At 70.8% G+C, this 19,910-nt stretch carries 15 protein-coding genes; 14 read left to right on the forward strand and 1 reads right to left on the reverse strand.

From position 1 onward, the window contains the following. Nucleotides 1–55: 55 nt before the first annotated feature. From glmS to mgrA, 8 genes are all read left to right on the forward strand, one after another. Nucleotides 56–1,999, forward strand: a complete 1,944-nt coding sequence (gene glmS, locus E2F48_RS10840; RefSeq protein WP_133403958.1) for a glutamine--fructose-6-phosphate transaminase (isomerizing) — start codon at nucleotides 56–58, stop codon at nucleotides 1,997–1,999. 21 nt (nucleotides 2,000–2,020) lie between these two features. Next, nucleotides 2,021–2,377, forward strand: a complete 357-nt coding sequence (locus tag E2F48_RS10845) for a holo-ACP synthase (protein WP_133403959.1) — start codon at nucleotides 2,021–2,023, stop codon at nucleotides 2,375–2,377. Between the two features lie 48 nt (nucleotides 2,378–2,425). Continuing rightward, nucleotides 2,426–3,976: an NAD(P)H-hydrate epimerase gene (locus tag E2F48_RS10850; protein ID WP_133403960.1), complete on the forward strand. Its 1,551-nt coding sequence runs from the start codon at nucleotides 2,426–2,428 to the stop codon at nucleotides 3,974–3,976. Between the two features lie 184 nt (nucleotides 3,977–4,160). Continuing rightward, the gene (glgX, locus tag E2F48_RS10855) at nucleotides 4,161–6,347 is read left to right on the forward strand and encodes a glycogen debranching protein GlgX (protein ID WP_133403961.1); all 2,187 of its coding nucleotides are present in this window, start codon (nucleotides 4,161–4,163) and stop codon (nucleotides 6,345–6,347) included. 96 nt (nucleotides 6,348–6,443) lie between these two features. Next, nucleotides 6,444–8,762 carry a malto-oligosyltrehalose synthase gene (treY, locus tag E2F48_RS10860; protein WP_133403962.1) on the forward strand — a complete coding sequence of 773 codons (2,319 nt, stop codon included), beginning with the start codon at nucleotides 6,444–6,446 and terminating at the stop codon, nucleotides 8,760–8,762. Beyond that, entirely contained in the window at nucleotides 8,759–10,510 is a 1,752-nt protein-coding gene (treZ, locus tag E2F48_RS10865; protein ID WP_133403963.1) for a malto-oligosyltrehalose trehalohydrolase, read from the forward strand. The genes treY and treZ overlap by 4 nt, the downstream gene beginning before the upstream one ends. Nucleotides 10,511–10,512: 2 nt before the next feature. Then, nucleotides 10,513–12,063, forward strand: a complete 1,551-nt coding sequence (locus E2F48_RS10870; protein WP_133403964.1) for an FAD-dependent monooxygenase — start codon at nucleotides 10,513–10,515, stop codon at nucleotides 12,061–12,063. A gap of 47 nt (nucleotides 12,064–12,110) precedes the next feature. Next, nucleotides 12,111–13,157, forward strand: a complete 1,047-nt coding sequence (gene mgrA / locus E2F48_RS10875; RefSeq protein WP_133403965.1) for an L-glyceraldehyde 3-phosphate reductase — start codon at nucleotides 12,111–12,113, stop codon at nucleotides 13,155–13,157. Between the two features lie 86 nt (nucleotides 13,158–13,243). On the opposite strand, the gene E2F48_RS10880 is transcribed toward mgrA, so the two are convergent. Next, nucleotides 13,244–14,602 carry a family 4 glycosyl hydrolase gene (locus tag E2F48_RS10880; protein WP_133403966.1) on the reverse strand — a complete coding sequence of 453 codons (1,359 nt, stop codon included), beginning with the start codon at nucleotides 14,600–14,602 and terminating at the stop codon, nucleotides 13,244–13,246. A gap of 138 nt (nucleotides 14,603–14,740) precedes the next feature. Between E2F48_RS10880 and E2F48_RS10885 the strand changes: the two genes are divergently transcribed. From E2F48_RS10885 to tsaD, 6 genes are read left to right on the forward strand one after another with little or no spacing between them, the layout of a single operon-like run. After that, on the forward strand, nucleotides 14,741–15,826 hold the full coding sequence (locus tag E2F48_RS10885; protein ID WP_133403967.1) for a PfkB family carbohydrate kinase: 1,086 nt from the start codon (nucleotides 14,741–14,743) through the stop codon (nucleotides 15,824–15,826). Next, a complete protein-coding gene (alr, locus tag E2F48_RS10890; RefSeq protein ID WP_133403968.1) occupies nucleotides 15,819–17,024 on the forward strand; it encodes an alanine racemase in 1,206 nt (401 codons plus the stop codon). The genes E2F48_RS10885 and alr overlap by 8 nt, the downstream gene beginning before the upstream one ends. Then, complete coding sequence (gene tsaE / locus E2F48_RS10895) at nucleotides 17,017–17,562, forward strand: tRNA (adenosine(37)-N6)-threonylcarbamoyltransferase complex ATPase subunit type 1 TsaE (RefSeq protein WP_133403969.1); 546 nt, start codon at nucleotides 17,017–17,019, stop codon at nucleotides 17,560–17,562. Before alr ends, tsaE begins: the two co-directional genes overlap by 8 nt. Before the next feature lie 9 nt (nucleotides 17,563–17,571). Next, entirely contained in the window at nucleotides 17,572–18,243 is a 672-nt protein-coding gene (gene tsaB / locus E2F48_RS10900; protein ID WP_133403970.1) for a tRNA (adenosine(37)-N6)-threonylcarbamoyltransferase complex dimerization subunit type 1 TsaB, read from the forward strand. Further along, nucleotides 18,240–18,815 carry a ribosomal protein S18-alanine N-acetyltransferase gene (rimI, locus tag E2F48_RS10905; RefSeq protein ID WP_133403971.1) on the forward strand — a complete coding sequence of 192 codons (576 nt, stop codon included), beginning with the start codon at nucleotides 18,240–18,242 and terminating at the stop codon, nucleotides 18,813–18,815. Before tsaB ends, rimI begins: the two co-directional genes overlap by 4 nt. After that, complete coding sequence (tsaD, locus tag E2F48_RS10910; protein WP_133403972.1) at nucleotides 18,812–19,888, forward strand: tRNA (adenosine(37)-N6)-threonylcarbamoyltransferase complex transferase subunit TsaD; 1,077 nt, start codon at nucleotides 18,812–18,814, stop codon at nucleotides 19,886–19,888. Before rimI ends, tsaD begins: the two co-directional genes overlap by 4 nt. Nucleotides 19,889–19,910 lie beyond the last annotated feature (22 nt).

Below are 19,910 nucleotides of genomic sequence, written 5' to 3' on the forward strand. Positions count from 1 at the left end.
TTCTGCCCCGTGGCCCTTACATTAACAAACGCACCGTGCCGGTAGGCTTGGGGGCATGTGTGGAATCGTAGGTTATGTAGGCCGGGACCACGGCCAGGGAAATCAGGCACTGGACACCATGGTGCCTGCAGTCAATGGTGGGGCCGGCGCTGACGGCCGGCACGGAGCGCTCGACGTGGTGATGGAGGGACTCCGCCGCCTCGAATACCGCGGCTACGACTCGGCCGGCGTCGCCGTGCTCACGCCGTCGGGCATCGAGTCGCGCAAGAAGGCCGGCAAGCTCACCAACCTCGTCGACGAACTCGCCGCCGCCCCGCTGCCGCGCTCGCTGACCGGCATCGGCCACACCCGCTGGGCCACCCACGGCGGCCCCAATGACCAGAACGCCCACCCGCACCTCGCCGACAAGGGCCGGCTCGCCGTGATCCACAACGGCATCATCGAAAACTTCGCCGAGCTGAAGGCCGAACTGTCAGCCACCGGCATCGAGTTTCTCTCCGACACCGACACCGAGGTGGCCGCCGGCCTGATCGGCTCCATCTACCGCGGGCTCGTGGATAGCGGCGCCTCCGGCGACTTGCTGACCCAGGCCATGCAGGAGGCCTGCCAGCGCCTCGAGGGTGCCTTCACCCTGCTCGCCATCCACGAGGACCAGCCCGGCGTCGTCGTCGCCGGCCGCCGGAACTCCCCGCTCGTCGTCGGACTCGGCGACGGCGAGAACTTCCTCGGCTCGGACGTCTCGGGCTTCATCGACTTCACCCGCCGTGCCGTCGAACTCGGCCAGGACCAGATCGTCACCATCACCCCCGATGAGGTCACCATCACCGACTTCTTCGGCGCCCCCGCCGAAGGCCGCGAGTTCCACGTCAACTGGGACGCCGCCGCGGCCGAAAAGGGCGGTTACGACTCCTTCATGGAGAAGGAGATCCACGACCAGCCCGACGCCGTCGGACAGACCCTGCTGGGGCGCTCCGACGCCGCCGGCAACCTGGTGCTCGACGAGCTGAGGATCAGCGAGTCCATCCTGCGCACCGTCGACAAGATCGTCGTCCTGGCGTGCGGCACCTCCGCCTACGCCGGCCAGGTCGCCAAGTACGCCATCGAACACTGGTGCCGGATTCCCACCGAGGTCGAGCTGTCCCATGAGTTCCGCTACCGCGACCCGATCGTCAACGAGAAGACCCTCGTCGTGGCCATCTCGCAGTCGGGGGAGACCATGGATACCCTGATGGCGGTGCGCTACGCCCGCGAGCAGGGCGCCAAGGTCGTGGCCATCTGCAACACCAACGGCTCGACCATCCCGCGTGAGTCCGACGCCGTGCTCTACACCCACGCCGGGCCCGAGATCGCCGTCGCCTCCACCAAGGCGTTCCTCGCGCAGATCACCGCCGCCTACCTGCTGGGCCTGTACCTGGCGCAGCTGCGCGGCAACAAGTTCCGCGACGAGATCGCCGAGGTGATGGAGGACCTCGCCGCGGTTCCGGCGAAGATCCAGGCCATCCTCGACGACGCCGAGAAGATCAAGCAGCTCGGCAGGGACATGTCCGGGGCCAAGTCGGTGCTCTTCCTGGGCCGCCACGTCGGCTTCCCGGTCGCCATGGAAGGCGCCCTGAAGCTCAAGGAACTGGCCTACATCCACGCCGAAGGCTTCGCCGCCGGCGAGCTGAAGCACGGCCCGATCGCCCTGATCGAGGAGGGCCAGCCGGTCGTCGTCGTCATGCCCTCGTCCTCGGCGCCGAACTCGCTTCACGCCAAGGTGGTCTCGAACGTCCAGGAGATCCGCGCCCGCGGTGCCATCACCATCGTGATCGCCGAGGAGGGTGACACCTCGGTCGAGGCCTACTCCGAGCACGTCTTCTACGTGCCGGCCAGCCCCACCCTGCTGGCACCGCTGCTGACCACCGTCCCGCTGCAGATCTTCGCCCTGGCCCTGGCCTCGGCGAAGGGCTACGACGTCGACCAGCCGCGCAACCTGGCCAAGTCGGTCACCGTTGAGTAGCACCCCGGGCCGGGCTCGGCCGTGATCGTCGGAATCGGGGTCGACGTCGTCGACGTCGACCGGTTCCGGCGGCAGGTCGAGCGCACCCCGGGGCTCATTGAACGGTTGTTCGTCCCCGCGGAGCGCGGGCTGCACATCCGCTCCCTGGCCGCGCGGTTCGCCGCCAAGGAGGCCGTGGCCAAGGCCCTCGGAGCGCCCGCCGGCATGAACTGGCAGGACTGCGAGGTGCGCGTCGACGAGGCCGGTGCGCCCTCGATCGTGCTCACGGGCACCGTGGACGACGCCGCCCGGCGAAAGGGCATCGCCTCCTGGCACCTGTCGATGAGCCACGACGGGGGCCTGGCGAGCGCCATGGTCGTCGCCGAAGCACCGGGGTAAATAGTAACCAGACTGACTAATTTGGTGCTGGCCGCTAAGCTCGTACATATGCTTCAAGCCTTCACCGCCGGCCAGGTCCGCTCAGCCGAGGAACCCCTCCTCGCCGCCGGGCAGGGCGCTGCGCTGATGCAGAAGGCCGCACACGGGCTGTTCGCCGTGGCGGCCGGCATGCTGCGGGACTCCGGCGGCCTGTACGGGCGCACGGTCGTGGTGCTGGCCGGCGGCGGCAACAACGGCGGCGACGCACTCTACGCCGCGGCGCGGCTGGCCCGGCGCGGCATGGGCGCCACCGCCATCGCGCTCTCCGAACGGATCCACCCCGACGCCCTGGCTGTCTTCACCGCAGCCGGAGGCCGCCTCGAACGGCTCACCGCTGACAACACGGACGCGCTGGCCGCCCGGTGCGCCGCAGCGGACCTGATCATCGACGGCGTCCTCGGCACCGGCGCCAGCGGAGCCCTCCGCGGCCCGGTGGCGAACCTGATCGACGCGGTCAACGCCAAGGCGGGCCCGCGGGGCGACCGTCGGCCGCAGGTGCTGGCCTGTGACGGACCCAGCGGGGTCGACCTGGACTCCGGGCGGATCGAGGGCCCGGTGCTGCGCGCCGACGCCACGGCGACCTTCGGGGCCGCCAAGGCCGGGCTGCTCACCGGAGCCGGAGCGCTCGCGGCCGGGGAACTCAACGTCATCGACATCGGCCTGGGGCTGTCCAACGGCGCCGCGCCCGCACCTGCGATCCGCAGGCTCGAACTCGCCGACGCCGCCGCGCTCTACCGCAGGCCCCGGACCGCCGACCACAAATACACCCGCGGGGTCCTCGGCATCGCCGCCGGCTCCGAGCAGTACCCGGGTGCCGCGGTCCTGGCCACCGGTGCCGCCCTGGCCACCGGCATCGGCATGGTGCGCTACCTCGGACCGAGGAGCGTCGGAGCCCTCATCAACAGCGTCCACCCCGAGGCGGTGTGCTCCACCGGGGGTGTCGCCGAGGCGCGATCCCAGGCCTGGCTCGTCGGACCCGGAGCGGTCGGTGACCCCGAGCAGGCCCGCCGTGCGCGGGACGCGATCACCAGCGGGCTGCCCGTCGTGGTCGACGCCGGAGCCCTCGCCGAGGTGCCCCGGACGGTTGGCCCCCAGGTGATCCTCACCCCGCACGCCGGCGAGCTGGTCGCCTTCCTCGGCGGCCGCGGCCGCCCGGTCACCCGCGACGCCATCGAGGCATCACCGGCCGAGTACGCGCTGGAGACGGCGCGCCTCACCGGGGCCACCGTGCTGCTCAAGGGCTACACCACGGTGACCGCAGCGCCGAGCGGGGAGGTCTTCAGCCAGGCCGACGCCACGCCCTGGCTGGCGACCGCAGGGTCGGGGGACACCCTCGCGGGCATCCTCGGCGCCCTCGCCGCCGCTGCGGCCGGGGACGGCCCTGCCGCCGCCCGGGCCGGCGTGCCGGAAGGCGCCAAGTGGGCCGCGGTGGCCGCGGCCGCGGCGCTGATCCACGGCCGGGCCGGCCAGCGTGCGGCGCGGCGGGGCCCGGTCATCGTCTCGGACCTTCCGGGGGAGATCGGCGCGGTCGTCGCCGGCCTGTTGGCGGTACCGGATTGACCGGTGTTCACGTGCCCGTTACCCGCGTGAGGTACACCAGAGGAAGCCGTCCCGACGCCGGCCGCGGTCGACACCGCCTGCCGGCACGGATCACCGGCCCCGGGCCCCGCACCGGCAGCCCCGGCCCACCCTGACTTTTTCCCCCACCAACGAACTTTCGATGAACACACCAAGGAGCACAAACATGGAACTATGGCCCGGCGAAGCATATCCCCTGGGGGCGACCTATGACGGTACGGGGACGAACTTCGCGCTTTACAGTGAAATTGCGGAGTCCGTCGTGCTCTGCCTGTTCGAGGGGGACGGCACCGAGACGCAGATCCCGCTGAAGGAAGTCGACGGTTACGTCTGGCACGGCTACCTGCCGCAGGTCGCCCCGGGACAGAAGTACGGCTACCGGGTCCACGGCCCGAACAACCCCGCCGAGGGGCACCGCTGCAATCCGAACAAGCTGCTGCTCGACCCGTATGCCAAGGCCGTCCACGGACAGATTGACTGGGACCAGGCGCTCTTCGGCTACAACTTCGGCGACGAGAACTCCGTCAACAACGACGACTCCGCCCCGCACATGATGCTCGGCGTCGTGGTCAACCCGTTCTTCGACTGGGACGGTGACCGCATGCCGCGCACCCCCTACCACCAGTCGGTCATCTACGAGGCGCACGTCAAGGGCCTGACCCAGCTGCACCCGGAGGTCCCCGAGGAGCAGCGCGGCACCTACGCCGGCGTCGCGCACCCCGCTGTCGTGGCCCACCTGCAGAAGCTTGGCGTCACAGCGATCGAACTGATGCCCGTGCACCAGTTCGTCAACGACAGCACCCTGCAGGAAAAGGGGCTCTCCAACTACTGGGGCTACAACACCATTGGGTTCTTCGCCCCGCACAACAGCTACGGCTCCGCAGGAGACCAGGGCGAGCAGGTCCAGGAGTTCAAGGCGATGGTCAAGGAGCTGCACCTGGCCGGGATCGAAGTGATCCTCGACGTGGTGTACAACCACACGGCGGAGGGCAACCACCTCGGCCCGACCCTCTCCATGCGCGGCATCGACAACTCGGCCTACTACCGCCTCGTTGAAGACGACAAGCAGTACTACATGGACTACACCGGCACGGGCAACTCCTTGAATGTCGGCAACCCCCACTCGCTGCAGCTGCTCATGGACTCCCTGCGCTACTGGGTGACCGAGATGCACGTCGACGGCTTCCGCTTCGACCTCGCTTCCGCCCTGGCCCGCGAGTTCTACGAGGTCGACCGGCTCTCGGCGTTCTTCGAACTCGTCCAGCAGGACCCGGTGGTCTCCCAGGTGAAGCTCATCGCCGAGCCGTGGGACGTCGGGCCCGGCGGCTACCAGGTGGGCAACTTCCCGCCGCAGTGGACCGAGTGGAACGGCAAGTACCGCGACACGGTCCGCGACTTCTGGCGCGGAGAGCACTCAAGCATCGGCGAATTCGCCTCACGTCTCACCGGCTCAGCCGATCTCTACGAGCACTCCGCCCGGCGGCCCGTGGCCTCGATCAACTTCGTCACCGCCCACGATGGCTTCACCCTGCGCGACCTCGTCTCCTACAACGAGAAGCACAACGAGGCGAACGGCGAGAACAACAACGACGGCGAATCGCACAACCGCTCCTGGAACTGCGGCGTCGAAGGCCCCACCGACGACCCGACGGTGCTGGGGCTGCGGGCACGCCAGCAGCGCAACTTCATCGCCACCCTGCTGCTCTCCCAGGGCGTCCCCATGCTCCTGCACGGCGACGAGCTCGGGCGCACCCAGGACGGCAACAACAACACCTACGCCCAGGACTCCGAGCTCAGCTGGGTGCACTGGGACAAGATGGACCAGCCCCTGCTCGAGTTCACGGCTGCCGTGAACCGCCTGCGGTCAGAGCACCCGACCTTCCGCCGCCGCCGCTTCTTCGACGGCCGCCCGGTCCGCCGGGGCGAGGGCGAGGCACTGCCGGACATCGTGTGGCTCGACACCTCCGGAGAGCTGATGGCACCCGAGGACTGGGACAGCGGCTTCGGCCGCTCGATCGGAGTCTTCCTCAACGGGCAGGGCATCCGCGGACGCGACGCGCGCGGCCAGCGCATCACCGACGCCAACTTCCTGATGTACTTCAACGCCCACGACGAAGCGGTGGAGTTCACCATCCCGGCCGAGGAGTACGCACCGGCCTGGGACATCGTGATCGACACCGCAGGCAAGTACGCCGACACGGAGGCCGTCCCCGCCGGAACCGTCACCTCCATCGAGGGCAAGTCGATGGTCGTGCTGCGGGCCCACGCGGAGGCCGAAGATGTCGACCACTCGGTGGCGGCGTCGCTGGCGATCCTCGCCAACGAGGTCACGTCCAAGACCGGCTCGGCCTAACCCGGCGGCGCGTCCGCCGTCCTGCATCAACCGGCACCGCCGGGCCCGCACGGGCCCGGCGCCCAGCAGTACCCCCATCGCTCCAGGAGGAAATGCGTGAAGACACCGAAATCGACCTACCGGCTGCAGATTCGAAACGAGTTCGACCTGCGCGAAGCCGCGGCCCTGGTGCCGTACCTGCACGACCTCGGAGTGGACTGGGTGTACCTGTCGCCGATCCTGACGGCGGAGAAGGGCTCCGGCCACGGGTACGACGTCACCGACCCCGCCACCGTCGACCCGGCCCGCGGCGGACGGGAGGCTCTTTCCGAGCTTTCCGCCGCCGCGCGGGCCGCCGGGATGGGGGTGCTCGTTGACATCGTCCCGAACCACATGGGCATCGAGACGCCGGCCGACAACCCTTGGTGGTGGGAGCTGCTCCGCGGGGGCAGGGACTCGCGCATGGCGGAGGCGTTCGACGTCGACTGGGACGCTGCCGGGGGCCGGATCCGGATTCCGGTGCTCGGGGACGGCCCGGACAAGGAGTCCGCCCTGGAGGTCGTCGACGGCGAACTGCGGTACTACGACCACCGCTTCCCCCTCGCCGAGGGGTCGTTCGGCCCCGGGGACACCGCGGCCGAGGTCCACGGCCGGCAGCACTACGAGTTGGTGAACTGGCGCCGCGCCGACAGCGAACTGAACTACCGCCGCTTCTTCGGCGTGAACACCCTCGCCGGCCTGCGCGTCGAGGTGCCCTGGGTCTTCGAGGAAAGCCACAGCCAGGTCCGCAGCTGGTTCGAGGACGCCCTCGTGGACGGGCTGCGCATCGACCACCCGGACGGGCTGGCCGACCCCGTCGGCTACCTCGCGGACCTGCGCCGGCTCACCGGCGGCGCCTACGTTCTGGTGGAGAAGATCCTCGAACCGGGGGAGGAGCTTCCGGAGGGCTGGGCCTGCGAGGGAACCACCGGCTACGACGCGCTCGCCGAGATCGACCGGCTCTTCACCGACCCGGCCGGGGAACACGAACTCACCTCCCTGGTCCCCGTCGAGCCGTTCCACGAGATGATCCACGGCACCAAGCGCGGCATCACCGACGGGATCCTGCGCTCGGAGGTGCTGCGGTTGGCCCGGCTCGTCCCCGGCGATGCGGGCCTTGACCCGGCAGAGGCCGCCGATGCCCTGGCCGAGCTGCTGACCTGCTTCCCCGTCTACCGCAGCTACCTGCCCGACGGCGCCGGTTACCTCGCCGACGCCGTGCGGGATGCCTCGGTGCGCCGCCCCGACCTGGCCGCCGCCGTCAAGACCCTCCACCCGCTCCTCGACCCCTTCCTTGAGGGCGGGCCCGACGCCGCACTCTCGGAACTGTCCCGCAGGTTCCAGCAGACCTCCGGCATGGTCATGGCCAAGGGCGTGGAGGACACCGCGTTCTACCGCTACAACCGGCTCGTCTCCCTCAACGAAGTGGGCGCGGATCCGTCGATCTTCGCGCTCAACCCGCTGGAGATGCACCGGCGCCTGCTGGGACGCTCGACCGGAAACCCGCTGTCGATGACCACGCTCAGCACCCACGACACCAAGCGCAGCGAGGACACCCGGGCACGCATCACCGTCCTCTCCGAACTGCCCGGGGAGTGGGCCTCGGCCCTGGCCGCTCTCAACGAGGCCGCGCCGATCGGCGACGCGTCCTTCGCGCCGCTGCTGTGGCAGTCCCTCATCGGGGCGTGGCCGCTGAGCCGGGAACGCGCCCATGCCTACGCCGAAAAGGCCGCCCGCGAGGCCGACGCCAGCACCCACTGGACCGCACCGGACGAGGAATTCGAATCGGCGATGCACGCCGCCGTCGACGCCGCTTTCGACGACGCGCGCGTGTCGGAGCTTCTGACCTCCTTTGTGGAGCGGATTCAGCACGCCGGGTGGTCGAACTCCCTGGCGATGAAGCTCCTGCAGCTCACGATGCCCGGCGTCCCCGACGTCTACCAGGGCACCGAGTTCTGGGACACCTCCCTCGTCGACCCCGACAACCGCCGGGAGGTCGACTACGGGGCCCGGAAGCAGGCCCTTACGGACCTCGACTTCGGCGCCCAGCCCGCGGTCGGCGCGGACGGGCGGGCCAAGCTGCTCGTCGTCTCCCGCGCGCTGCGGCTGCGACGGGACCGGCCGGAGTTGTTCGCCGGCTACGAGGCGGTCCACGCCTCCGGGCCCGCCGCGGACCACCTCTTCGCCTTCGACCGCGGCGGCGCCCTGACGTTCGTCACGCGCCTGCCCGCCGGACTCGACAAAGCCGGCGGCTGGAACAGCACCACCGTTGAGCTTCCTGAAGGGCGCTACACCTCCGCCCTCACCGGCGAAACGTTCGACGGCGGCAGCCTCCCGGTCGCCGACCTGTTCTCAGCCCTACCCGTAGCGCTTCTCACCAAGGAGGATGCAGCATGAGCACGTTCGACGTCTGGGCACCCCGCGCCGAGTCCCTGATTCTGACCGCCAACGGCACCGACTACCCAATGAGTGCCTCCACCGGCGGCTGGTGGCACGCCCCGGCGGAAGCCCCCTCCGGGCCCGGAATCGACTACGGGTACAAGGTGAACGGGTCGACCACGGCCGTGCCGGATCCGCGCTCGCGCCGCCAGCCCGACGGGGTCCACGCGCTGTCCCGGACCTTCGACCCTGCAGCCCACGACTGGCAGGACGCCGGCTGGTCCTCACCCGGGATGGACGGCGGGGTGATCTACGAGATGCACCTTGGCACCTTCACCCGGGAGGGGACCCTCGACGCCGCCATCGAACGGCTCGACTACCTCGCGGACCTCGGCGTCCGGTATATCGAACTCCTCCCGGTCAACGCGTTCAACGGAACGCACAACTGGGGCTACGACGGGGTGCTCTGGTACGCCGTCCAGGAGACCTACGGCGGCCCGGCGGCCTACCAGCGCTTCGTGGACGCCGCCCACCAGCGCGGCCTCGGGGTCATCCAGGACGTCGTCTACAACCACCTGGGGCCCAGCGGCAACTACCTCGGCCAGTTCGGCCCGTACCTCACCGAGGGCCTGAGCAACACCTGGGGCGACTCCCTGAACCTCGACGGCCCGGCGTCCGACGAGGTCCGGCGCTACGTCGTCGAGAACTTGCTCATGTGGTTCCGCGATTACCACGTCGACGGGCTGCGGCTTGACGCAGTCCACGCGCTGCACGACGAACGCGCCGTGCACATCCTCGAGGAATTCGCCGCCGAGACCGACGCGTGCGCGGCGGAGCTCGGCAAGCCCCTGTTCCTCATCGCGGAGTCCGATCTCAACAATCCACGCCTCATCGAGGCCCGCAGCGTGAACGGCTACGGGCTCGCCGGGCAGTGGAGCGACGACTTCCACCACGCCGTGCACGTGAACCTCACCGGCGAGACCGAGGGTTACTACGCCGACTTCAACTCCGTGGGCGCACTCGCCAAGGTCCTGAAGGAGGGGTTCTTCCACAATGGGACCTACTCCTCCTTCCGGGAGCGCAGTCACGGCCGGCGCCTCGACGCCGACCGGGTGTCCCCGCTGCAGCTGGTCGTCTGCGCCCAGAACCACGACCAGATCGGAAACCGGGCCGCCGGTGACCGGATCAGCGCCGCGCTGAACCCCGCCCAGCTCGCGCAGGCGGCGGTGCTGACCATCGCCGGGCCCTTCACACCCATGCTGTTCATGGGCGAGGAGTACGGCGCCACCACCCCGTGGCCGTTCTTCACCTCCCATCCCGAGCCGGAACTGGGCAGGGCCACCGCCGAGGGACGGCTTCGCGAGTTCGAACGCATGGGGTGGGACCCCGACGCGGTGCCCAACCCGCAGGACCCGGCGACCTTCGAGTCGGCCAAGCTCGACTGGGCCGAAAGCGAAAAGCCCGAACACCGGCAGCTGCTCGAGACCTACCGGGAGCTGATCCGGCTGCGGGCCACCGAACCGGACCTTAACACCCGCGACTTCCGCTCGATCGAGGTGGAGTTCGACGAGGCGGCCCGTTGGCTGCTGCTTCGACGCGGGCGAACCGCGGTGCTCCTGAACTTCGGCGCCGCCGAGTGCGAGGTCCCCCTGGCCGCCGGCGGCGCGCAGGTGCTGCTGTCCACGGTGGACGGGGTCCGCACCGGGACCGACACGGTGACCCTGCCGGGCCACGCGTCCCTCATCCTCTCGCTCACGGCCGGCTGACCATGGCCGCCTCCGAGGTGAGCACCGACGTGCTGATCGTCGGTGCCGGACCCACCGGACTGATGCTCGCGGCGTGGCTGCGCAGGCTCGGCGTGGACGCGGTGCTCACCGACGGCAAGGGCGAACCCACCCGGGAGTCACGGGCGCTCGGGATCCAGTCGCGCACCATGGAGATCTACGACCAGCTGGGGGTGATCGGCCCGGTACTCGAGCAGGCCCAGAAGGCCTTCAGCATCAAGCCAGGCTACGGCCGGCGGTCCTTCGGTGAGATCCCCCTGGCGGCCCTCGGGGAAGGGTTGACCCCGCACCCGGGGCTTCACTTCCTCGAACAGAGCAAGAACGAGCGGATCCTCCTGGCCGAGCTGCAGCGCAGGGGAGGTGACGTGCTGTGGAACCGGCGGCTGACCGGGCTCAGCACCCGCACCGGCGGTGCCACGGCCGTGCTCTCCGGCCCGGGCGGGCCCCTCACCGTCACGGCCCGCTATGTGGTGGGCTGCGACGGTGGGTCCTCCGCGGTGCGGACCCTGAGCGGCATCCCCTTTGAGGGCGTCACCAACGAGCACGTCTTCTATGTGGCCGACGCCCTCGACGTCCAGGGCCTCTCGGCGGCCACCGTTGAACTGCGGCTCAGCGGCGATGACTTCCTGCTCGCTTTCCCCCTGAAGGGGACGGAGGAGGGAGAGATCAACCACCGGCTGATCGGGGTGCTGCGCAGCACCGGCACCGCCGACATCGTCGAGGACGTGGCGCGGGGGCGGCTGAGCGAGCTCTTCGGCGTCACCTACGGCACGTCCCGCTGGTTCTCCACCTACCGCGTGCACCACCGGGTGGCCGCAGCCTTCCGCGCCGGCCCCGTGTTCCTGGCCGGGGACGCCGGTCACATCCACTCACCCGTGGGGGCCCAGGGCATGAACACCGGGCTCCAGGACGCCCACAACCTTGCCTTCAAACTGGCCGACGTCCTCGCCGGACGGGCGGGGGAGGAACTGCTCGACCGCTACAACGCGGAGCGGCGCCCCGTCGCACTGCGCCTGGTCAGCGTCACCGATCGGGTCTTCGCCGGCGTCACCTCCGGTGCCACCACCGCCCGGACGCTGCGGCGGATCCTTCCGCGCCTGGCTGGGCCGGTGGCCGTGCGCCTGCTGCCGTCCGCGCCCATCGCCCCCCGGTTCGCCGGGTACCTCGGGCAGATCCGCATCCACTACTGGATGAGCGAAGGGGCCAAGGCCGCGGCCCGCGGCCGCAGGGGCCGGGTGGTCGGGCGCCGCCTGCCGTGGACGGGCTCCAATTTCGCCCCGCTCGCCGACGCCGTCTGGCAGGTCCACAGCTACGGCGACACCGACACCGAACTGGCCGACGCGCTCGGGCGGGCCCTCGGGCTGCCGGTGCATCAGTTCCCCGCTGCGCCCGCCGCGGGCCTGCGCCCGGACCGGTTCTACCTGGTGCGCCCCGACGGGTTCGTCGCCGCCGAGGCCCCGGCCCACCGCGGGGTCTCCGCGCTCCGGGCGGCCCTTCCTCCGGGGTGGACGCCCACCCCCGAAGTCCACGCCTGACCACCCGGGCGCGGGGCCGCGCCGGGGCGTCCGCATAGGATGGTTTCATGACCTATTCCCCCGCAGATGACCGTTACGACTCCATGCCCTACCGCCGCGTCGGCCGCAGCGGGCTGCACCTGCCAGCCGTGTCCCTCGGGCTGTGGCACAACTTCGGGGACGACAAGCCCTTCGACACGCAGCGTGCCATCCTGCGGCGGGCATTCGATCTTGGCATCACCCACTTTGACCTGGCCAACAACTACGGGCCCCCCTACGGCAGCGCCGAGACCAACTTCGGGCGCCACTTCGCCGACGACTTTCGGCCGTTCCGGGACGAGCTCATTATCTCCAGCAAGGCCGGATACGACATGTGGCCCGGGCCCTACGGCAACTTCGGCTCCCGCAAGTACCTGCTGGCCAGCCTCGACCAGTCCCTGGACCGCATGGGCCTTGACTACGTCGACATCTTCTACAGCCACCGCCCCGACCCGGAAACCCCGCTCGAGGAGACCATGGGCGCCCTGGATACCGCCGTACGCTCCGGCCGTGCGCTCTACGCGGGCATCTCCTCCTACTCGCCGGAAAAGACGATCGAGGCCGCCGCGATCCTGCGCGACCTCGGCACGCCGCTGCTGATCCACCAGCCCTCCTACTCCATGCTCAACCGCTGGGTGGAGAACGGCAGCCCCAACCTCCCGGAGGCCCTCGAGACGGTGGGCGCCGGTTCCATCGCGTTCTCGCCGCTGGCGCAGGGCCTGCTGACCGACCGTTACCTCAACGGGGTTCCCTCGGATTCGCGGGCGGCCGCGGATAAGTCGCTCTCCGGGGAGCACCTCTCCGAGGACAACCTGCGCCGGGTCCGGGGGCTCAACGAGATCGCAGCGGGCCGCGGACAGAGCCTGGCCCAGATGGCGATCGCGTGGGTCCTGCGGCCGCAGGCCAAGGGCACCCCGATCACCTCGGCCCTCGTGGGCGCCTCAAGCGTCGCCCAGCTCGAGAGCAGCGTCGGCGCGGTGGCCAACCTTGAGTTCTCGAATGAGGAACTGCGCGCGATCGATGAGTTCGCCGTCGAGTCCGAGATCAACCTGTGGGCCGAGGCCCTGCAGGACTGACACCGTTCCACCGGGCCGGAGCCTGCGTGCCGCTTCTGCGGGACGCGGGCTCCGCCGTTTCCAGGCGGGGACGGTCACGGGGCCGGTCAGTTCCGCCAGCCGGCCGGCAGGGCGGGAAACGCCTGCTCGTACCCGGCGAGCACTGCGGCCGCGGCGTGCGCCGAGTCGATCAGCGGATGCAGGCTGAACGCCCGCAGTGCGGCGTCGCGGTCCCCGTGCACGGCTGCCCGCACCGCCTCCTGCTCGACCGCCTTGACGGCGCTCATCAGGCCCAGCTGGTGCCCTGTCGGCGGGCCGGCCGCGGGAAGCGGCACGGCCCCTGCGGCTGACACCCGGGCCGGCACCTCGACGACGGCGTCCGCGGGCAGGCCCTGCACCGTGCCGCCGTTGCGGACGTTGAGGATCAGTTCGGCCGGGTTCCCCGTCAGCAGGGCATGCATCAGGTGCAGGGCGACGCGCTCATAGCCTCCTCCGGCGAGGTCTGCCTCGTCGCGTTCCTCCCCGGCACCCCGCGCCTCGGCGAGGTAGCCGCTCTCCCGCTCGAGCCGGGCCGCCTCCCACACCCGAAGGGGGTCCCCGGACCCTGCAAGGTCTGTGTAGAGCCGTTTCTGCTGTTCGAGGAGCACCTCGCCGCGGGTACGCTCCGCCGAGCGTACGGCCCGCAGCGCCTCCCGGTGGAAGTAGTAGTAGAACAGGTACTCGTTGGGCAGGGCGCCGAGGACCCGCAGCAGGTCCGGACCGAAGATCCGCCCTTCCTCAAAGGAGGAAAGGCGCACCGGATCGGCCAGCAGGGCGGACAGGCGGTCCTCGCCGCCGGCGTGCAGGCCCCGCAGCCAGCCCAGGTGGTTCAGCCCGAGGTAGTCGACACCCTCCAGGGATCCCGGGATGGACGGAAGCCCGGCTGCGGCCGCGGCGCGGGCCACCAGCCCCGACGCGGAGTCGCAGATGCCGATCACGCGGTGGCCCAGCACGGGCTGGAGCGCCTCGGTCACCATGCCGGCGGGATTGGTGAAGTTGACCAGCCACGCCCGCGGGCACTTCTCGGCCATCCTCCGCGCGAGCTCCAGCATGGCTGGGATGGACCGCAGCGCGTAGGAGATCCCGCCCGCTCCGACGGTCTCCTGGCCCAGCAGCCCCTCGGCCAGCGCGACCCGTTCATCGAGGACCCGCCCGGACGTGCCGCCGCTGCGGATCGCGGCGAAGACGATATCAGCTCCCCGCAGGGCCTCGTCGAGGTCGGGTTCGACGGTGACGGCGGGGAACCGGGTGGGACCCTCGGCCCCGGAGGGCAGTGCCGCCAGGACCCGGGCCACCGCGAGGGCCCGTCCGGGGTCGGCGTCGACGAGGGTGAGGGAGTCGATGAGGCCCGCGAACCGGCCGGAGCCCAGCGCGCGGTAGACCAGGGGAACGCGGAAGCCCCCGCCTCCGACAATCACAAGCTTCATGGTCCTCCTCAACCTCCCGTCGGTCCCGGGCCGGACGGCGCCGCACTAGGCAGATTCAAGCACACCGCGCCCGCGCGCCGCCTGCCTTCCACCCACCTCGGCTCCTTTCAGTCCGGGGCAGCGAGTATTGTGCCCTACATGGCTAAGCAGCACCGCTTCGACCCCCTCGCCGGGCGGCGGTCTCCGGACGACCCCGAATTCGACCTCCTGCTGGCCGGCCAGGTCTTCTTCGACATCACCTTCACCGGGCTGGATCAGCTCCCGCGCCCCGGCACCGAGGTGTGGACCGACGGAATGGGCTCCAGCCCCGGCGGGATCGCAAACCAGGCCATCGCCGCGGCCCGCCTCGGCCTCCACACCACCCTCGCCGCGGCGTTCTCCGACGACGGCTACGGCCAGTTCAACTGGGACATCCTCAAGGACCAGGAGCACGTCGACCTCTCACGCTCCCAGGTCTTTCGAAACTGGCACTCCCCGGTCACCGTCTCCCTCTCGGTGGACCGGGACCGCTCGCTGGTGACCCACGGGCACGCCCCGCCGCTGAGCGCCTCCGAACTCATCGGCGTTCCACCCCGCTGCCGGGCTGCCATCGTCAGCGTCGGCGGGGAACTTGAGCCGTGGGCGGCTGCCGCGACCGCCAACGGCACCCGGCTCTACGGGGATGTGGGCTGGGATCCCCACGGGGAATGGGCCCCGCAGGTCCTCACCACGCTCGGCCACTTCTACGCGTTCATGCCCAACGACGTCGAAGCGATGGCGTACACGCGCACCGAGGATCCCTGGGCGGCCCTCTACGCGCTCGCCGACCATGTCCCAGTGGCCGTCGTCACCGTAGGGCAGCAGGGCGCCATGGCCATCGACTCCCTCACCGGCGAGGAGGAGTGGGTGCCCGCGCTGCCTGTGACCGCCTACGATCCAACGGGCGCCGGCGACTGTTTCGGTGCGGCGTTCGTCATGGCCGACCTCGCCGGATTCTCCCTGGCGGACCGGCTGAGCTTCGCCAACCTGTGCGCGTCCCTGTCGGTGCAGGAGGTCGGCGGCTCCCTCGCGGCCCCCGGCTGGGGCGACATCGCCGACTGGTGGCACCGAACAAGTTCAACCCGGGACGGCGTCCGCCGGCAGTGGGTGCGCCGCTACGGGTTCCTGGAGCACCTCGTCTCCGATGTCCCCGTGGAGGCGGTGCGCCGCGCGTCGGCGACCATCGCCCGCCATTCCGATGCCTGAGGGGGACCCAACCGGCGACGGTGGCAGAATAGGGCAAGTGAGTTTTTCTTCCGCCCCCACCGAACGCGCCGTTGAAGTTGACCTTGAGGCCATCCGGCACAACCTCCGGCACCTGCTCGAGGTGGCCAGTCCGGCCCGCGTCATGGCGGTCGTCAAGGCGGACGGATACGGCCATGGCGCGGTCGCCGTCGCGAAGGCGGCGCTTGAGGCGGGAGCCTCCTGGCTGGGCACGGCGCACATCTCGGAGGCGCTGGACCTGCGGCGCGCGGGCCTCGAGGCCCCGGTGCTGGCCTGGCTCCACACCCCGGAGAGCGATTTCGCGGGAGGCATTGAGCAGGGCATCGACATCGGGGTCTCCGGCTGGGAACTTGACCACGTCGTGGCGGCGGCCCGCCGGCTCGAACGGCCAGCACGCGTGCACTTAAAGATCGACACCGGGTTGGGCCGCAACGGCTGCCCCCCGGAGCTGTGGGAAGACCTTTTGGACCGGGCGCTCGAACACCAGGAGGAGGGCCTGCTGCGGGTGGTGGGGGTGTTCTCCCACCTCGCCGTCGCCGACGAACCGCACCGCCCCGAGACGGACGAGCAGCTGCGCCGCTTCCGGGACGCCGTGGCCGTCGCCGAGGACGCCGGCGCGGACCTCGAGGTGCGCCACCTGGCGAACACGCCGGGCACCCTCTCCCGTCCCGACTGCCACTTCGACATGGTGCGGGTGGGCCTCGGCATGTACGGGCTCTCACCCTTCTCCGACCAGAGCGCGGAGGACCTCGGCCTGCGCCCGGCCATGACCTTCGCCACCGTGGTCGCCGGCTGCAAAGAGGTCCCCGCCGGCCAAGGGGTCTCCTACGGGCTGTCCTACCGCACGGAGCGGCCCACCACCCTCGGCCTGATCCCCACCGGCTACGGCGACGGGGTTCCGCGCATCGCCACCGGGGGGCCGGTGCGGATCGACGGGCGCACCTACCCCGCCGTCGGCCGGATTGCGATGGACCAACTGGTCGTGGACTTCGGCACGCAAGGCCTGATCGGCACGGAACGGAGCCCGCTCGGCCACCGGGCGGTCCTCTTCGGGGGCGCCGGCGACCCGCCCGTCGAGGAATGGGCCGCCGCCTCCGGGACGATCAACTACGAGATTGTCACCCGCATCAGCGGCCGTGTCCCGCGCACCTACCTCAACAAGGGCCACGCCGGTGACTGAGCCGGCCCAGCACTGGCTGCGCAGCCGGTCCGTCCATTCCGCCGCCGAACTCCAGTCCCTCGCCGAGGACCTGGGGCCGATACTGCGGGGAGGGGACCTGCTGATCCTCACCGGCGGGCTCGGTGCGGGAAAGACGACGTTCACCCAGGGCCTGGGCCGCGGCCTCGGCGTGCGCGGCACCGTCATTTCCCCCACCTTCATCCTGGTCCGCAACCACCCCTCCCTCACCGGCGGCCCGGGACTGGTGCACGTCGATGCCTACCGGCTCGACGGGACCGAGGAGATCGACGACCTCGACCTTGAGGCCACCCTCGACTCGAGCGTGACGGTCATCGAATGGGGGGCCGGACGCGCCGAGCACCTTTCCGACAGCCGGCTCGAAATCACCATCACCCGGCCCACCGGCGCCGGTTCCGCGGCGGGCGGGGCGGGAATCACCACCGACTTCAGCGACGACGTGGACGAAGAGCGGGAAGTGCGCGTCGCGGGCTTCGGCCCCCGCTGGTCGGCAGGGCCGCCGCCCGGGCTGCTCGACTAGGCTGTTACGGTGCTTCTTCTTGCCCTGGACACCTCAGCCGCCGCCAGCGCCGCGCTCCTCGACGGCGACACCGTCATCGGCCGGTTCGCGAGCACGGACACGCGCTCCCATGCGGAGGTCCTCGCGCCCGCGGTTCAGGACCTGCTCCGCGGTGCCGGCGTGGCCGGCCCGGACCTTGGAGCCATCGCCGCCGGGGTCGGACCCGGCCCGTTCACCGGCCTGCGGGCCGGCCTGGCCACCGCACGCACCCTCGCGTTCGTCTGGGGCGTGCCACTGCACGGGGTTATGAGCCTCGACGCCCTCGCCTTCGAGGCCGCCGCGGACCCGGCGGCCGAGGGCGAGTTCCTCATCGCCACCGATGCCCGCCGGCGCGAGGTGTACTGGGCCCGCTACCGGGGCCCGGAGGCCCCGCACGGGCTTCCGGTCCTGGTCGACGGCCCGCACGTGGGCCCGGCGGCCCAGCTGCCGGCGCTTCCGGTTTTCGGCGCCGGGGCCGGGCTGTACCGGGAGGAGCTGCACGCCGTCGACGCCTTCGCCACGGCCCTGCCGCACGCGGCGGCTCTGGGCCGGACCGCCTCGGCCCGGCTCGCCGCCGGAGTTCCGCTGCTGGACACCACCCCGCTGTACCTGAGGGAATCCGACGCGAAGGTTCCCGGGGCCCGGAAGAAGGTCGGCTCATGAGCTTCAGCCTGCGGGACCTCGACTACGAGGACATCAAGACGGTCGGTTCGCTTGAGCAGGAGCTCTTCCCCATCGACGCCTGGCCCCTGCAAATGTTCTACGAGGAGTTCTTCCGCCCCGACACCCGCCGTTACATCGTGGCCGAGGTGGACGGGGCGATCGTTGGCTATGCCGGGGTGATGACCATCGACACTACGGCCGATATCCAAACCATCGCCGTCCTCCCGGGCCACGAGGGCCGCGGCATCGGCACGGCAATGCTGCACGAGCTGCTCGCCGAGGCCGCCCGGCGCGGCGCCCGGGAGGTCCTGCTGGAGGTCCGCGCCGACAACCCCCGCGCCCAGCTGCTCTACACCCGCACCGGGTTCACGAAAATCTCAACCCGCCGCCGGTACTACCGCGACGGCGTCGACGCCTGGGTGATGCGCCTGGAACTGCCGCCCGGGGGCGCCCCCGGGGACGGCGGCCCGGAATCCGGCCCGAACGGCGGCGACACCAACGACACGGCCGGCGACAACGACGACGAGAGTACCGCCGGAAACAGCAGCGGCACCGAAGGAGACCGGCCATGAACCGCAGCGCACCGCTGGTGCTCGGCATCGAATCCTCCTGCGACGAAACCGGCGTCGGCGTCGTCGCCGGCACCCGGCTGCTCGCCAATGTCGTCTCCTCGTCCATGGACGAACACGTCCGCTTCGGCGGGGTGATCCCCGAGATCGCCTCCCGCGCCCACCTCGACGCGTTCGTACCCACCCTGCAGCAGGCCCTCACCGAAGCAGGGGTGGGCCTTGAGGACATCGACGCGATCGCCGTCACCACCGGACCCGGACTGTCTGGGGCGCTCATGGTGGGGGTGGCCGCGGCCAAGGCGCTGGCCGTAGCCACCGGGAAGCCTCTCTACGCGGTGAACCACCTGGTGGCCCACGTGGGCGTCGGCCTGCTCGGAGGCACGTTCACCGACGGCGTCCCGCCAAACCTCGGCGCGCTGCTGGTCTCCGGGGGCCACACCGAAATCCTCAAGGTGGGAAGCATCGCCTCGGACGTGACGCTGCTGGGCTCGACCATCGACGACGCCGCCGGGGAAGCGTACGACAAGACGGCGCGCATCCTCGGCCTCGGCTACCCCGGCGGTCCGGCCATCGACCGCGTCGCCGCGCAGGGCGATCCGCGGGCCTTCCGGTTCCCCCGCGGCCTGACCCAGCCCAAGTACATGGGAACCGCCGAGAATCCCGGACCGCACCGCTACGACTGGTCCTTCAGCGGACTGAAGACGGCGGTGGCGCGCAGCGTCGAACAGTTCGAGGCCAACGGGGAACCGGTCCCGGTGGCCGACATCGGCGCGTCCTTCCAGGAGGCGGTGGTCGACGTCATCACCGCCAAGGCCGTCCTCGCGTGCACGGAGAACGGCATCACCAACCTGCTGCTGGGCGGGGGAGTGGCAGCGAACTCGCGCCTGCGCGCCCTGACCGCCGAGCGGTGCGCCGCGGCGGGCATCGAGCTCACCGTGCCGCCGGCGTCGCTGTGCACCGACAACGGGGCGATGGTGGCCTCGCTGGGCGCGCAGATCGTGATGGACGGCGGTACCCCCAGCGGCCTCTCCTTCGCTACGGACTCGGCGCTGCCGGTCTCGAGCATCCTCCTCTAAGACCTTGGCCGCCGAGACGGTG

The sequence above is a fragment of the Arthrobacter crusticola genome, assembly GCF_004357995.1.
Lineage (GTDB): Bacteria > Actinomycetota > Actinomycetes > Actinomycetales > Micrococcaceae > Arthrobacter_D > Arthrobacter_D crusticola.